Annotated in this window: 8 protein-coding genes; 5 read left to right on the top strand and 3 right to left on the bottom strand. The window is 74.3% G+C overall.

Going from position 1 to position 14499, the window contains the following annotated elements:
• Positions 1–150 precede the first annotated feature (150 nt).
• Positions 151–3594 (top strand): protein kinase domain-containing protein, encoded by a 3444-nt coding sequence (locus tag ACZ6Z8_RS27765; RefSeq protein WP_465612760.1) that lies wholly within the window; start codon positions 151–153, stop codon positions 3592–3594.
• A gap of 157 nt (positions 3595–3751) precedes the next feature.
• Here the strand turns inward: ACZ6Z8_RS27765 and ACZ6Z8_RS27770 are convergent, their stop codons facing one another.
• A complete protein-coding gene (locus ACZ6Z8_RS27770; protein WP_465612761.1) occupies positions 3752–4408 on the bottom strand; it encodes a GTP cyclohydrolase II in 657 nt (218 codons plus the stop codon).
• Between the two features lie 315 nt (positions 4409–4723).
• On the opposite strand from ACZ6Z8_RS27770, the gene gdhA reads away from it, so the two are divergent.
• The 4 genes from gdhA to ACZ6Z8_RS27790 all read left to right on the top strand — a co-directional run bounded on the left by gdhA (position 4724) and on the right by ACZ6Z8_RS27790 (position 9099).
• Positions 4724–6133, top strand: a complete 1410-nt coding sequence (gene gdhA / locus ACZ6Z8_RS27775) for an NADP-specific glutamate dehydrogenase (RefSeq protein WP_465612762.1) — start codon at positions 4724–4726, stop codon at positions 6131–6133.
• 136 nt (positions 6134–6269) lie between these two features.
• Positions 6270–7145, top strand: coding sequence for an AraC family transcriptional regulator (locus tag ACZ6Z8_RS27780; protein ID WP_465612763.1), 876 nt, complete (start codon positions 6270–6272; stop codon positions 7143–7145).
• A gap of 216 nt (positions 7146–7361) precedes the next feature.
• Positions 7362–8270, top strand: a complete 909-nt coding sequence (locus ACZ6Z8_RS27785) for an NADP-dependent oxidoreductase (protein WP_465612764.1) — start codon at positions 7362–7364, stop codon at positions 8268–8270.
• 64 nt (positions 8271–8334) lie between these two features.
• Entirely contained in the window at positions 8335–9099 is a 765-nt protein-coding gene (locus ACZ6Z8_RS27790; RefSeq protein ID WP_465612765.1) for a VOC family protein, read from the top strand.
• 8 nt (positions 9100–9107) lie between these two features.
• On the opposite strand, the gene lnt is transcribed toward ACZ6Z8_RS27790, so the two are convergent.
• Together lnt and cobN are read right to left on the bottom strand one after the other, a co-directional pair.
• Positions 9108–10700, bottom strand: a complete 1593-nt coding sequence (gene lnt, locus ACZ6Z8_RS27795; protein WP_465612766.1) for an apolipoprotein N-acyltransferase — start codon at positions 10698–10700, stop codon at positions 9108–9110.
• Positions 10701–10813: 113 nt separating this feature from the next.
• Positions 10814–14428 (bottom strand): cobaltochelatase subunit CobN, encoded by a 3615-nt coding sequence (gene cobN / locus ACZ6Z8_RS27800; RefSeq protein WP_465612767.1) that lies wholly within the window; start codon positions 14426–14428, stop codon positions 10814–10816.
• Positions 14429–14499 lie beyond the last annotated feature (71 nt).

Raw genomic sequence — 14499 nt, forward strand, 5'->3', positions numbered from 1 at the left:
CGGCAACCGTTCGGGAAGCGTTGCGGAAACCGCCCTGCGGCCCTGCCCGGTATGCGGGATGATGACGCGTCAAAATCACCACCCGGCACCGGTGCGCCCGTGGTCACGGCCCTCGCACCGGCCCCGGGGCACGGGGAGGGGAGCGCCGCCATGGGCGCAACGGAGGACGCCGGGCCGGTCGGGGAGGACCGACGCCAGGGAACGCCGGAGGAGCCGCCGCGGACCAGGGTGGACTGGGGCTCGCGGGAGCGGGGCTCGCGGTTCCGCAGGTCGTGGGACCGGCGGCGCGGTGCCCGGCCCGGTGCGGAGGCGGGCGCGGACCGGGCCTCCAGGCTCGGCGCCCAGCAGACCGCCGTGGTGGATCCGGAGGCCGCCACCCGGCGGACGCCCGGACCCCGTCACGACCCGGAGGCCGCGACCAGGGTCCGGCCCGGCACCCCGGGCCGGTTCGACCCGGAGGCCGACACCGAGGTGGTGCGGCCCCGGGCCGGCCGGGGTCCGTCCTGGCAGGACAACATCGGCCCGGGGCCGAGCCCGAACGGCGGCCCCGGGCCCGTCGGCACTGCGGCCCCGAACGGCGGCCCCGGGCCCGTCGGCACTGCGGCCCCGAACGGTGGCCCCGGGCCCGTCGGCACTGCGGCCTCGAACGGCGAGCCGTCGGAGGACGGTTTCCCCGACGCCCTGCGCGCGCGCTTCACCCCCCTGGGCAAGGCGGGCGCCGGCGCCGAGGGCACCGTCTGGTACGTCCGGCGCACCGACGGCGGGGCCGACGCCGCGGTCAAGGTGTCCGTCGTCGGCCAGCCGATGGACCACGAGCTGCTCGCCCACCTGCGCAACGACGGCTTCCGGCGGCACGTCCCGCACCTGATCGACTTCGGCCGGGTCCGCCACCACGGCGCGCTGGTCGACTGGGTGGCGATGGAGTACCTGCCGGTCACCCTCTCCGCGCACGTCGCCGAGCTGCGCCGCAGCGGCGCCCACACCGACCCTCGGACGGCCGAGCAGATCGTCTACGAGCTGGTGTCGTTGCTGGAGTTCTGGCAGCGGCGGATCCAGCGCAACCCGTTGGACTTCAAGCCCGCCAACATCCTGGTCCGGCCCGGCCGCGGGCCCGGGGAGTTCGTGATCGCCGACTTCGGCGGAGTCGACCGGCTCACCGACAGCCGCCGCTTCACCTCCGCGATGATGGTCACCGTCGCCTACATGGCACCCGAGCAACTGGCCGGCAAGAACCACGAGGCCGGGCCCTGGTGGGGCCTCGGCAACGTGCTCTACGAGCTGTTCGTCGGCCGCCCCCGGTTCGTCGGCGCGGACGGTGAGCGGGCCGCCGACCACGACCTGGAGCTGGAACTGGTCATGGGCGAGGAGGTGGACCTCGCCGCGGTCACCGACCAGCGTCAACTGCTCCTCCTCCAGGGCCTGTTCACCAAGAAGCCGGAGGACCGCTGGACCGCCCCGGAGGTCCGCAGCTGGCTGGCCGGCGGCAGCCCGGCGGTGGTTCGGCGCCGCCCGCAGGCGCGTCGGCCGATCACCTTCCTCGGCGACCCGTTCACCGACCCGGTCCGGCTCACCGAGGTGCTGCTGCGCAACTCCGGTGCGGCCGCCCGCTGGCTGGCGGCGGTGGGGGCGGAGCGGTTGCGCGACTGGCTGCGCGACGAGGTCAAGGACTCCGTGTTCGACCTGCACTACCTCACCGACGTGGTCCGCGCGCCCGGCTCCCGGCGGGAGGCCGTGGCCGCCGTCGCCGTGCTCGCCCTCGGCGCGGCCTACGCGCCGTCCGCCGTGCCGCATTACCGCGACCGGCCGATCGACCCGGCCGGGCTGGAGCGCATCGCCACCGAACCGGACGGCGCCGCCTTCGTCGACGAACTGGTCCGCGGCGGCGCCCCGGCCGTCGCCGCGCGCTACGACTGCTTCCACCCCGAGTGTTCCGGCGAGCACTGCTCGCGGCTGCTCGCCCTCGCGGCGCTCCCGGAGGTGCTCGCCGAGGTGGAGCGCACGGCCCGTACGGTCGGCGGCGGTCGCCGCGGTGACGGCGGGCTCAGCCCCGAGGAGCGGGAGGAGGCGCACCGGCTGGCGGTCTGGCTGAGCATCCGCCCGGAGGAGCGGTACCGGCTGCTCGGCAGGCTCTCCCCGCTGCCCGCCGCGCTGCACCGACTGCCGCTGCCCGTACGGGTGTCGGAGCTCGCCGCGGTGGTCGCGGCGGCGGTGGTGGACGGGACCCTGACGGCGGGCGCCGGGGTGCGTGCGGCGGTGCGCTCGGCGGCGCGGCGGCCGGCGCCCGACCCGGAGGCGGCCACCCCGCGGGACGTGGTGCGGCGCCGGTGGTCGGCGTTGCGGCGGCGGGCGGTCGGGGCCGACCAGGGGCAGGTCGCGGGGCGGGCGGCGGTGGTCGCCGCGGAGGCGCTGCGACGGCGGGGCCGCGGGCGGGTCGAGCGGCCCGAGCCGCAGGCGGGCGTGCTGCGGGAGGGGCGGGCGAGGGTCGGGCGGGCGGCCCGGCTGTGGCGGGAACGGCGTCAACGGCCGCCGGTGGACTGGGCGGCCCGGCTGCGGCTCTGGTGGCCGTACGCCCGCACCATGGTGCCGCGCCGGGTGGCGGCGGTCGCGCTGCTGGTGCTGGGGCTGGGGCTGCTGCTGTGGGCGGGGGCGGTGCTGCGCCTGCCGGTCGAGACCGGGCACCAGCTGGACCTCTCGCCGGACCTGTTCGGCGGGCCGCTGCACTCCGCCGGGAAGCGCGCGGCGGAGCAGGTGGTCGGCAAACTCGGCGCGGCCTTCGTGGCGGCCGCCGTGCTCGCCTTCTTCCCGGCCCGGGTCGGCTTCGGTACGGCCCTGCTGACCGGTGTGGGCGCCCTCGCGATCGGCTACCTGCGACTGGGACCGCCGATGACGGCGGTGGAGGCGCCGCAGCCGGTGGCCGAGCGGGTGGTCATGTTCGAGGGCGGGATGGGGAGTTGGGCCGGGATCGTGGCGGTGATCGCGGTCGTGGTGGCCTTCGTGCTGATCGAGCGGGCCTGCGACCGGCTGCTCAAGCCCGCCCAGCGGGCCCGGCGGCAGGTCCGGGAGGGGTGGCGGGACCTCGACCGGCGTGCCGCGCGGGCGGCGGGGCGGCCGCTGCCGGAGGCGGCCGCCCCCGGGGTGTGGCGGACGGGCCGGGCGGGGACGCGGGACCGGCTCCGGTTCGCGCTCACCGGCACCGGGGTGCTGGTGCTGCTGCTCTGGGCGGCCGTGGAGGTGCGGCTCGCGGCCACCGGGGTGCACCGGACGCCGGACTCCTGGGGGACGGGCCAGGCCGGAGCGTCCTACCAGGCGGGGTTCGTGATCCTGTTGGCGGCGGCGTCGCTGCTGAGCACCCTCGGGACGCTGGTCACCGCGCGGGTGCTGTTCGTCGTCTGGATCCTCGGGACGCTGTTCCTGGGGGCCTGGCCCGGGGCGCTGGGGCCGGTGGAGGCGCTGCGGATCCCGGTGTTCGAGGGGCTGTTCGGCACGATCGCGGGCTGGTGGGGGCACGGGGCCTTCTGGGCCGCACTGCTGGTGGCGCTGCCGCTGGCGGTGTACGGGGTGCTGCGGACGGTGCGGGGGCGGGCTGAGAGGTAGCGGGTAACGGAAGACGACTGACAGATGACAGCGAACAGATGACAGATTTCGAAATCTGTTATCTGTTCGCTGTCATCTGTTCGCTGTCATCTGTTCGCCGCGCGTCCCACCGCGTCCCACCGTCGCCCCACCCCTGCCCGACCCCCGCCCGCGGCGGTCAGCCGACCAGCCGGGTGAGCTCGATCGAGTGCCCGGTCCGCTCCACCTTCGCCGTCAGGTATCGGACGTTGCTCGCCGAGAGGTGGACGCCGGTCGGCACCCGCCGCCGCACGGTGACGCCGAGGCCGGTCAACTGCGCGGCCTTGTCAGGGTTGTTGCTCAGCAGGTCGATGCCGCTCGTGCCGTCGAGGCCGCCCACGCCGTCGATGCCGAGCGCGGCGAGCATCTGGGCGGCCGCGGTGTAGTCCCGGCCGTCCTCGGGGAGGCCGAGCGCGAGATTGGCGTCGTACGTGTCCAGTCCGGAGTCCTGCAACGCGTAGGCGTCGAGCTTGTTGTACAGCCCGATGCCCCGGCCCTCCTGGCGCAGGTAGAGCAGGTATCCGCCGGCCTCGCTGATCAGTTCCACCGACTCGCGCAGCTGCGGGCCGCAGTCGCAGCGGTCCGAGCCGAAGACGTCGCCGGTCAGGCATTCGGAGTGCAGCCGCACCAGCGGCGTTCCGCCGTCCGGGACCGTGCCGAGGGCGAGCGCCAGGTGCTCGGCGCCGTCGGCGAGGCCGTGGAAGGTGAAGACCTCCGCCTCGGCGCGGTAGCCGTCGGGGAAGGTCAGCGGGATGCGCACACGCGAGCGCACCGTGGCGGAGCCGGGCTGCGGCATGGGTGGGCCTCCGTCGATCGGGGGTGGACCGGGTTGGACCGGGTTTGGATCGGGGGATCCGGATGGATCGGGTGTTGACCGTACTAGGTCGTTCCAATTTGAACAACAGGATACGGGCAGTGCCCGGTTCGACACCGCTGGCGCACAACACCCCGCCCGCCCCGCCTGTTCCCGTTCGCGGCTCCCGTTCGCGGCGGTCCAGCATGTGGAAGGGATGGGAGACGAGGTGTGGTCACTGCGAGACTTCCTCCCGTTTCCTGGGCACGGGAACGCCTCGCGCACGACCACCGACGACCAACGGAAGGTCCTGATCAGATGCCCACGAGCCGCGTCACCCCCCCCTCCGCCTCCTCCGCCCCCGGCCGGCAGTCCCGCTTCGACGCCGAGCAGCGCGCGATCGAGGCGCTCTACGCGGACGTGGTCCGCCGCAACAAGGGCGAGGAGGAGTTCCACCAGGCCGTCCACGAGGTGCTGGAGACCCTCGCCCCGGTGCTCGCCCATCGCCCCGAACTCCTCGACGCCCGGCTCGTCGAGCGGATCTGCGAACCCGAGCGGCAGCTGATGTTCCGAGTGCCGTGGACGGACGACTCCGGCGACATCCACGTGAACCGCGGCTTCCGGGTGGAGTTCAGCAGCGCCCTCGGCCCGTACAAGGGCGGCCTGCGCTTCCACCCCTCGGTGAACCTCGGCATCATCAAGTTCCTCGGCTTCGAGCAGATCTTCAAGAACGCCCTCACCGGGCTGGCGATCGGCGGCGGCAAGGGCGGCTCCGACTTCGACCCCAAGGGCCGTTCGGACGCGGAGATCATGCGGTTCTGCCAGTCCTTCATGACCGAGCTGTACCGTCACCTCGGCGAGCACACCGACGTCCCGGCCGGTGACATCGGCGTCGGCGGCCGGGAGATCGGCTACCTCTTCGGCCAGTACAAGCGGATCACCAACCGCTACGAGGCCGGCGTGCTCACCGGCAAGGGCCTCGGCTGGGGCGGCGCGCAGGTCCGCACCGAGGCCACCGGCTACGGCTGCGTGATGTTCACCGCGGAGATGCTGCGCAGCCGGGGTGACGACCTGGACGGGCGCCGCGTGGTCGTCTCGGGCTCCGGCAACGTGGCGGTGTACGCGATCGAGAAGGCCCAGCAGCTCGGCGCGACCGTGCTGACCTGCTCCGACTCCTCCGGCTACGTGGTCGACGAGAAGGGCATCGACCTCGACCTGCTCAAGGAGGTCAAGGAGGTCCGGCGCGGCCGGGTCTCCGACTATGCCGAACTGCGAGGCAGCCACGTGCGGTTCGTCGAGGGCCCGGGCGTGTGGAGCGTGCCCTGCGAGGTCGCGCTGCCCTGCGCCACCCAGAACGAGCTGACCGAGGCCGACGCGCTCGCCCTGGTCCGGAACGGGGTGCTGGCCGTCGCCGAGGGCGCCAACATGCCCACCACCCCCGAGGCCGTGCGGGTCCTTCAGGAGGCCGGGGTCGCCTTCGGTCCGGGCAAGGCGGCCAACGCGGGCGGCGTCGCGACCAGCGCGCTGGAGATGCAGCAGAACGCCTCACGCGACTCCTGGACCTTCGAGCGCACCGAGGAGCGGCTGGCCGGGATCATGAGGCACATCCACGACTCCTGCTTCACCACCGCCGAGCGCTACGGGCACCCGGGCGACTACGTGGTGGGCGCGAACATCGCGGGCTTCGAACTGGTCGCGGACGCGATGCTGGCCCAGGGCCTGGTCTGAGCCCTCTCGTCCTGCCGGTCATCCGGCGATCGGCGCCTGACCGGATCGGCAGCAGACCGGAACGGGCACCGATCGTCGGGTACGGCAAGGTTGGTCCTTCCTACGGTGTGATCAGTAAGGGAAGGACGGGGTCGGCGTGCTGGAGCACCTGAACCGGGCGATGGAGGACATCGAGCGGAACCTGGACCAGGAGATCGACGTGGCCGAGCTGGCTCGGACCGCGATGACGTCGGAGTACCACTTCCGGCGGCTGTTCTCGATGCTCGCCGGGATGCCGCTGTCGGAGTACGTCCGGCGTCGGCGGCTGACCGTCGCCGGGGCCGAAGTGCTCGGCAGCGGGCGGACGTTGCTCGACATCGCGGTCCGGTACGGCTACACCTCGGGAGAGGCGTTCGCCCGGGCGTTCCGGTCGATGCACGGGGTCGGGCCCGGGGAGGCCCGGCGCGACGGTGCGGCGCTCATCTCCCAGCCCCGGATGTCCTTCCGACTCATCGTGGAGGGAAGCAGCAGCATGGAGTACCGGATCATCGAGAAGCCGGCCTTCAGGATCATCGGCCGGAAGGCCCGGGTACCGCTGATCTACCAGGGGGTCAACCCGCACATCGCCGCGTTCATCAAGCAGCTCGGTGCGGAGACCGTCGAGCGGATCACAGCGCTGACCGGCACGGACCCACTCGGCATCGTGTCGGTGACCGACGACTTCTCGCCCAACCGGGAGGAGGGGTCCGAACTCGACTACTGGCACGCGGTGGTGGCGCGGGAGGACGCGGTCGTCCCGGACGACCTGGAGGTCCTGCACGTCCCGGCCGGGACGTGGGCGGTGTTCAGCAACACCGGGCCGTTCCCCCAGGCCCTGCAGCAGATGTGGGGGGACACCTACAGCCAGTGGTTCCCGTCCAACCCGTACGAGACCCGGCCGGGCCCGGAGATCCTGCGGACCCGCTTCGTTCCCGGGTCGGGCGACGCGGACGCGGAGCTCTGGATGCCGGTCACGCGGGCCATCCGCAGATGACAGCGGACAAACAACCGCGAACAGATGACAGCGGACAGATAACAGCGAACAGATAACAGCGGACAGCTGACAGATTTCGAAATCTGTCAGCTGTCCGCTGTTGACCGTTCGCCCACCCCCGTTCGGCCCACCAGCGCCCGCCCCCACCCCGCCGCGCCCCGCATGCTGGGGCGGGGGGCAGGGGCCGCAGGCCTTACCCGAGGAGTGGGATCACCGATGGCTAAGGCATTCGGCTTCGTCGACTACGGCGGAGCGGAAGTGCAGGAGTTCCTCGACCGTCCGGTGCTCGCCCCCGGTCCCGGTCAGCTGGCGATCACGGTCCGGGCCGCCGGGGTGAACCCGGTCGACTGGAAGATCCGCCGGGGCCACCTCGGCCGCGCGCGCCAACTCCCCGCCGTCATGGGCCAGGAGGCCTCCGGGGTGGTGCAGCAGGTCGGCCCCGGGGCCACCGGGTTCACCCCGGGCGACGAGGTGTTCGGCCTCGCCGCCGCCGGGGGCTTCGCCGAACAGACGCTGCTGCGCGCCGAGTCGAGTGCCCTCAAGCCCGAGGCCGTCGGCTTCGACCGGGCCGCCGTGCTCGCCGTCTCGGTCGCCACCGCGGACGACGCCCTGCGCCAACTGGCCCTGGGCGCCGGGCAGGTGCTGCTGATCCTCGGCATCGCCGGTGGGGTCGGCAGCGCCGCCGCCCAGCTCGCTCGCGGCCAGGGTCTGAACGTGCTCGGCACCGCGAGCGACGCCAACCGCTCGTTCGTGGAGTCCCTCGGCGCCACCCAGGTCCGCTACGGTGACGGCGTCGCGGAACGGATCGCCGCGGCCGCCCCCGACGGCGTCGACGCCATCCTCGACCTGGTCGGCGGTGACGCCCTGCGCGCCGTGGCCGCCGTCCGCACCGACCGTACCGAACTGGTCAGCACGGCCGACTCCGCCACCGTCGCCGAACTCGGCGGCAAGCCCGTCGCCCGCTCGACCAGCTCCGGGAGCCTCGCCGCACTCGCCGCCCTGGTCGCCGCCGGCGACCTCGATCCGCACATCACCGGCCGCTACCCGCTCGACCGCGCCGCCGAGGCCGTCTCCGCGGTCGAGTCCGGCCACGTCCGCGGCAAAGCCGTCATCGAAGTCGCCTGACCACTACCAGTATTGACGTTCCATCAGAGACATCCCAGCACCCCTAGAGAGCCAGGGCCAGAACATGAAGCAGACCACCGTCACCACCAACGCCCCCTGCTGGGTCGAGCTGGGCACCGACGACCCGCCCGCCGCCCGGACGTTCTACACCGAACTGTTCGGCTGGCGCCCCGACAGCGGTGCCCGCCCCGAAGCCGAGGGCTACACCCAGATGTTCGTCGGCGACGCACCGGCCGCCGCCGTCACCCCGCGGTACGCGCCCCAGCAGCCGACGGCCTGGACGGTCGCCTTCGCGGTCGCCGACGCCGAGCTCACCGCGTCCAAGATCAAGGCGGCCGGCGGCAAGGTCCTCAAGGAGCCCACCGACGTGCTCGACCACGGCCGCTTCTCGGTCTCCGCCGACCCGTCCGGTGCGGTCTTCATCCTCTGGCAGGCCCGCGCCTTCAAGGGCGCCGGGGTGTTCAACGAGCCCGGCTCGCTGGGGTGGGTGGAACTGGCCACCCGGGACACGGCCGGCGCGCGGGCCTTCTACCCGGAGGTCTTCGGATGGTCTGTCTCGCCGTCCGAGCACTACACCCAGTGGGGCCTGGACGGCCAGGACTTCGGCGGCATGCTGGACATGGAGGACCGGTTCCCGCCCCAGGTGTCGCCGCACTGGCTGCCGTACTTCTCGGTCGCCGACGCCGACAACATCGTCAACCGGGCGGTCGCCCTGGGCGGTGACGTGCTGGTGCCAGCCGTCTCCATGCCGGGCGGCCGGCGGACCGCCGTGCTGCGTGACCCCCAGGGCGCCTCGTTCGGCATCTACCGCGACGCCACCGAGCGCTGAGGCGGGAGCTAGACCGAGGGCTGGGCGTCCGGACCGGCCGCCCCCCGGGCGGCGGCGCGCGCTCGCCGGGCGGCCACCGCCGCGCTTGCCGTGACCAGCAGGGCGCCCATCGGCACCACGTCGCCGATCCGGTCGTACCAGGTCGCCGTCCCGGGCGCGGTGAGCGGCAGCCGTACGGTCAGCGCGCCGGTTCCGTCGGTGCCCAGCCGGGCGAGCTCCCGGCCCTGGGCGTCGAAGGCCGCGGAGACCCCGGTCAGCGAGGCCTGGACGGCCGGGCGCCCGGTCTCGGCGGCCCGGATCGCCGCCAGCGAGACGTGCTGCTCGGGCGCCCAGGTGTGCTGGAAGGTCGAGGTCGAGGACTGGTAGACCAGCACCCGGGCGCCGTCCCGGGCCGCCGTCCGCGCCATGTCCGGGAAGGCCGACTCGAAGCAGACCAGCGCGCCGACCGGCAGCGGCCGGCCCGAGCGGTCGGTGGCGGGCAGCACGTGAAAGGCGGAGCCGGGCGCCCGGTTCTCGCCCGCCGCGCGGCTGACCCCGGCGATCCAGCCGAGCACCGGCCGCAGCGGGATGTACTCGCCGAAGGGCACCAGCCGGATCTTGCGGTAGCGGTCCACCACCCCGGCCGGGGAGACCAGCACCGCGTCCTTGGAGATCCGCCCGTCGGCCTTGCGGGCGTCCTCGCCGGCCATCACCTCGGCGCCGGTGGTGGCGGCGAGCCGGCGCAGCTCGTCCAGCGCGGCCGGATCGCGGTCCAGGTCGGCGGTGGTGCTGCTCTCGCCCCACACGACCAGGTCCACCGGTTCCCCGACCAGGGCGGCGGTGCCCCGCGCGCCGGCCTCGAACCGGGCCTGCGGGTCCTCGACGATGCCGGGCTGCACCAGCGCCACCGTCACCGCCCCGGCCCCCACCGGCGCCGGACGCAGCGCGAACAGCAGCGGACCGGCGGCCAGCACCAGGACGGTCACCAGGGCGGCGGCCGCCCGGGGCCGCCGGTGCACCGCCGTCAGCGCGATCAGCACCCCGGTGTTCACCGCCGCCACCGCCGCGCTGACCAGCCAGATCCCGCCCGCCGAGGCCAGGCCGAGGATCGCCGGGTGCTGCCACTGGGTGGCGCCGAGCAGCGCCCACGGCCCGCCGAGCGCGTGCCAGGACCGCGCGTACTCGGTGCTCACCCACACCGCCGGGACCACCAGCAGCGCGAGCAGCGCCCGACGGGTGGTCAGCGGCGGGCGCAGCAGGCGGTGCACCGCGTATCCGACCACGGCCTGCAGCGCGCCGAACAGCACCGCGAGCACCGGCAGCGCCGGTCCGATCGACGGCACCAGCCAGTACATCGCGGTCAGGATGAACCCGGCCCCGAACCACCAGCCCCGCACCGCCGCCTCCCGCCCCGACGGCGCCCGCTGCATCAGCAGCAGCCCCGGGACCAGCGCGACCCAGGCCAGCCACGCCTGCCCCGGCGCGGGGAAGGCCACCACCGGCACGGCGCCGGCCGCCAGCGCTCCGAGTCGCGCCCGGTACCGGTGCGGCGCGCGCTGCGGCCGTTCCTCCGTGGGGGTCGTGCTCGGGGCTGGGCTGGCGGTACCGATGCGGCGCGACATGCCCCGTATTGTCCGCTCGGGCGGCGGCCGGTGCCAGACGGCGTCACGCGGGGTTGACACCGGCCCGCCGACGGGCCCTCCGGCGTGCGCCTTCCGGAGGGCCCGCGGGAGGGTCAGCCCTCGTCGCCCTCCAGGTCGCCCTCGGTCTCCAGGAACGCGGCCTGCAGCTGCTCGATCAGCGCGGGGTCCGGCTGCTCCCACAGGCCACGGCTCGCCGCCTCCAGCAGCCGCTCGCTGATGCCGTGCAGCGCCCACGGGTTGGCGCCCGCCAGGAACTCGCGGTTGACCGGGTCGAGGACGTACTCCTGGGTCAGCTTCTCGTACATCCAGTCCGCGACCACGCCCGTCGTGGCGTCGTAGCCGAAGAGGTAGTCGACCGTCGCGGCCATCTCGAACGCGCCCTTGTAGCCGTGGCGGCGCATCGCCTCGATCCAGCGCGGGTTGACCACCCGGGCGCGGAAGACGCGGGCGGCCTCCTCGGTCAGGGTGCGGGTGCGGACCGTCTCCGGGCGGGTCGAGTCGCCGATGTAGGCGGTCGGGGCCTTGCCGGTGAGGGCGCGCACGGTGGCCACCATGCCGCCGTGGTACTGGAAGTAGTCGTCCGAGTCGGCGATGTCGTGCTCGCGGGTGTCGGTGTTCTTCGCGGCGACGGTGATCCGCTTGTACGCGGTCTCCATCTCCTCGCGCGCCGGGCGGCCGTCCAGCCCGCGGCCGTACGCGTAGCCGCCCCAGACGGTGTACACCTCGGCCAGGTCGGCGTCGGTGCGCCAGTCCCGGCTGTCGATCAGCTGGAGCAGGCCCGCGCCGTAGGTGCCGGGGCGGGAGCCGAACACGCGGACGGTGGCCTTGCGCTCGTCGCCGTGCACCGCGAGGTCGGCCTGCACGTGGGCCCGGACGAAGTTGTCCGCGTCGGCCTCCTCCTGGGCGGCGGCCAGGCGCACCGCGTCGTCCAGCAGGGCGACCACGTGCGGGAAAGCGTCCCGGAAGAAGCCGGAGATGCGCAGCGTCACGTCGATGCGCGGGCGGCCCAGCTCGTCGAGCGGGATCGGCTCCAGACCGGTGACCCGGCGCGAGGCGTCGTCCCACACCGGGCGGACCCCGAGCAGCGCGAAGGCCTCGGCGATGTCGTCACCGGCGGTGCGCATCGCGCTGGTGCCCCAGAGCGAGAGCCCGACCGAGGGCGGGTAGGCGCCGTCGTTGTCGGCCCGGTAGCGGTCGACCAGCGAGGCGGCGAGCGCCTGGCCGGTCTCCCAGGCGAGCTTGCTGGGGACGGCCTTCGGGTCGACGGAGTAGAAGTTGCGGCCGGTCGGCAGCACGTTGACCAGGCCGCGCAGCGGGGAGCCGGACGGGCCGGCCGGGACGAAGCCGCCCTGGAGCGCGTGCAGCACGGCGTCCAGTTCGTCGGTGGTGGCACCCAGCCGAGGCACCACCTGGGTGGCGGCGAAGGTCAGCACCTCGCCGACCGCCTCCGGGAGCCCCGCGGCGACCTTCTCCACCGCCTCGGGTGCCCAGTCCTCGGCCTCCATCGCCTCGACCAGCGCCCGGGCCCGGGCCTCGGCCGCGTCGGTGGCGCCCAGGGTGAGGGCCGCCTCGTCCAGGCCGAGCGCCTCGCGCAGGCCGGGCAGCGCGCTGACGCCGCCCCAGATCTGCCGGGCGCGCAGGATGGCGAGCACGATGTTGACCCGGTCGGTGCCGACCGGGGCCTGGCCGAGGACGTGCAGGCCGTCGCGGATCTGGGCGTCCTTGACCTCGCACAGCCAGCCGTCGACGTGCAGCAGGAAGTCGTCGAAGCCGTCGTCCTCGGGGCGCTCGTCCAGGCCGAGGTCGTGGTCCAGCTTGGCGGCCTGGATCAGGGTCCAGATCTGGGCGCGGATCGCGGGCAGCTTGGCCGGGTCCATCGCGGCGATGTTGGAGTGCTCGTCGAGCAGCTGCTCCAGGCGCGCGATGTCGCCGTAGGAGTCGGCGCGGGCCATCGGCGGGACGAGGTGGTCGACCAGCGTGGCGTGGGCGCGGCGCTTGGCCTGGGTGCCCTCGCCGGGGTCGTTGACCAGGAACGGGTAGATCAGGGGGAGGTCGCCGAGGACGGCGTCCGGGCCGCACTCGGCGGACAGCGCGGCGGTCTTGCCGGGCAGCCACTCCAGGTTGCCGTGCTTGCCGAGGTGGATGACGGCGTGGGCGCCGAAGCCGCCGTCCTCCTGGGCGGCCTGGATCCAGCGGTAGGCGGCCAGGTAGTGGTGGCTCGGCGGCAGGTCGGGGTCGTGGTAGATGGCGACCGGGTTCTCGCCGAAGCCGCGCGGCGGCTGGATGAGCACCAGCAGGTTCCCGGAGCGGATCGCGGCGAGCACGATGTCGCCGTCCGGGTTCTGCGAGCGGTCGACGTACAGCTCGCCGGGGGCCGGGCCCCAGTGCTCCTCGACCTGGTCGCGCAGGCCCTGGGGGAGCGTGGCGTACCAGCGGCGGTAGTCGGCGGCGGGGATGCGGACCGGGTTGCGGGCCAGCTGGTCCTCGGTGAGCCAGTCCTGGTCGTAGCCGCCGGCGGCGATCAGCGCGTGGATGATCGCGTCGCCCTCATGACCTTCGTCGGTGCTGTCGTCCAGGCCGGGCAGGTTGTCGCCGAGGTCCATGCCCTCCTCGCGCAGCCGGTGCAGCAGCCGGACGGCACTGGCCGGGGTGTCCAGGCCGACGGCGTTGCCGACCCGGGCGTGCTTGGTCGGGTAGGCGGACAGCACCAGGGCGAGGCGGCGCTCGGCGGCTGGGACGTGGCGCAGCCGGGCGTGCCGGACGGCGGTGCCGGCGACGCGGGCGGCGCGCTCCGGGTCGGCGGCGTAGACGGTCAGGCCGTCCTCGTCCAGTTCCTTGAAGGAGAACGGCACGGTGATCAGGCGGCCGTCGAACTCCGGCACGGCGACCTGGGTGGCGGTGTCCAGCGGGGACAGGCCGTCGTCGCTGGCCTCCCACTGGGCGCGGGACCAGGTGAGGCAGAGGGCCTGGAGGATCGGGCGGTCCAGGGCGGCCAGCGCGCCGGCGTCCCAGGCCTCCTCGTCGCCGCCGGCCTGGGCGTCGGCCGGGCGGGTGCCGCCGGCGGCGAGCACGGTGGTGATGATCGCGTCGGCGGCGCCGAGTTCGGCCAGCAGTTCGGGCTCGGCGCCGCGCAGCGAGGCGCAGTAGTAGGCCCGGGCGCGGGCGCCCTGGTCCTCGATCGCCTGGCAGAGGGTCTCCACGAAGGCGGTGTTGCCGCTCATGTGGTGGGCCCGGTAGTAGAGCACGGCGACGGTCGGGCCGTCGGTCGTACGGGCTTCGCGCTCCAGCGGGCCCCAGGCGGGGGCGGAGGCGGGCGGGGCGAAGCCGTGGCCGGTCAGCAGCACGGTGTCGGAGAGGAAGGCGCCCAGTTCGGCCAGGTTGGCCGCGCCGCCGTGGGCGAGGTAGGCGTGCGCCTCGGCGGCGATGCCGGCCGGGACGGTGGACAGCTCCATCAGCTGGGCGTCGGGGGCCTGCTCACCGGTCAGCACCACCACCGGGCGGGGGCCGGCCAGCAGCGCGTCCAGGCCCTCCTGCCAGGCGCGGCGCCCGCCGAGCAGGCGGACCACGACCAGTTCGGTGCCCTCCAGCAGTGCGGGCAGGTCCTCGGGGGTCAGCCGGGCCGGGTTGCCGAGCCGGTACGGGACCGGGCCCGTCGAGGCGCGGGCACTGAGCAGGTCGGTGTCGGACGTCGACAGCAGCAGGATCATGCGAAGGCCCTCCCGGCCTCGTCGGTGGCCAGGATGGCCGCAGTGGTGGCCGGGGCGGCCGCGGTGGCGGC

It is taken from the genome of Kitasatospora sp. NPDC101108 (assembly GCF_055584725.1).

Coding starts and splice junctions, on each gene's coding strand:
- ACZ6Z8_RS27765 (WP_465612760.1), top strand. CDS start 151: ATGGGCGCAACGGAGGACGCCGGGCCGGTCGGGGAGGACCGACGCCAG.
- cobN (WP_465612767.1), bottom strand. CDS start 14,428: ATGATCCTGCTGCTGTCGACGTCCGACACCGACCTGCTCAGTGCCCGC.
- ACZ6Z8_RS27790 (WP_465612765.1), top strand. CDS start 8,335: ATGAAGCAGACCACCGTCACCACCAACGCCCCCTGCTGGGTCGAGCTG.
- ACZ6Z8_RS27785 (WP_465612764.1), top strand. CDS start 7,362: ATGGCTAAGGCATTCGGCTTCGTCGACTACGGCGGAGCGGAAGTGCAG.
- lnt (WP_465612766.1), bottom strand. CDS start 10,700: ATGTCGCGCCGCATCGGTACCGCCAGCCCAGCCCCGAGCACGACCCCC.
- gdhA (WP_465612762.1), top strand. CDS start 4,724: ATGCCCACGAGCCGCGTCACCCCCCCCTCCGCCTCCTCCGCCCCCGGC.
- ACZ6Z8_RS27770 (WP_465612761.1), bottom strand. CDS start 4,408: ATGCCGCAGCCCGGCTCCGCCACGGTGCGCTCGCGTGTGCGCATCCCG.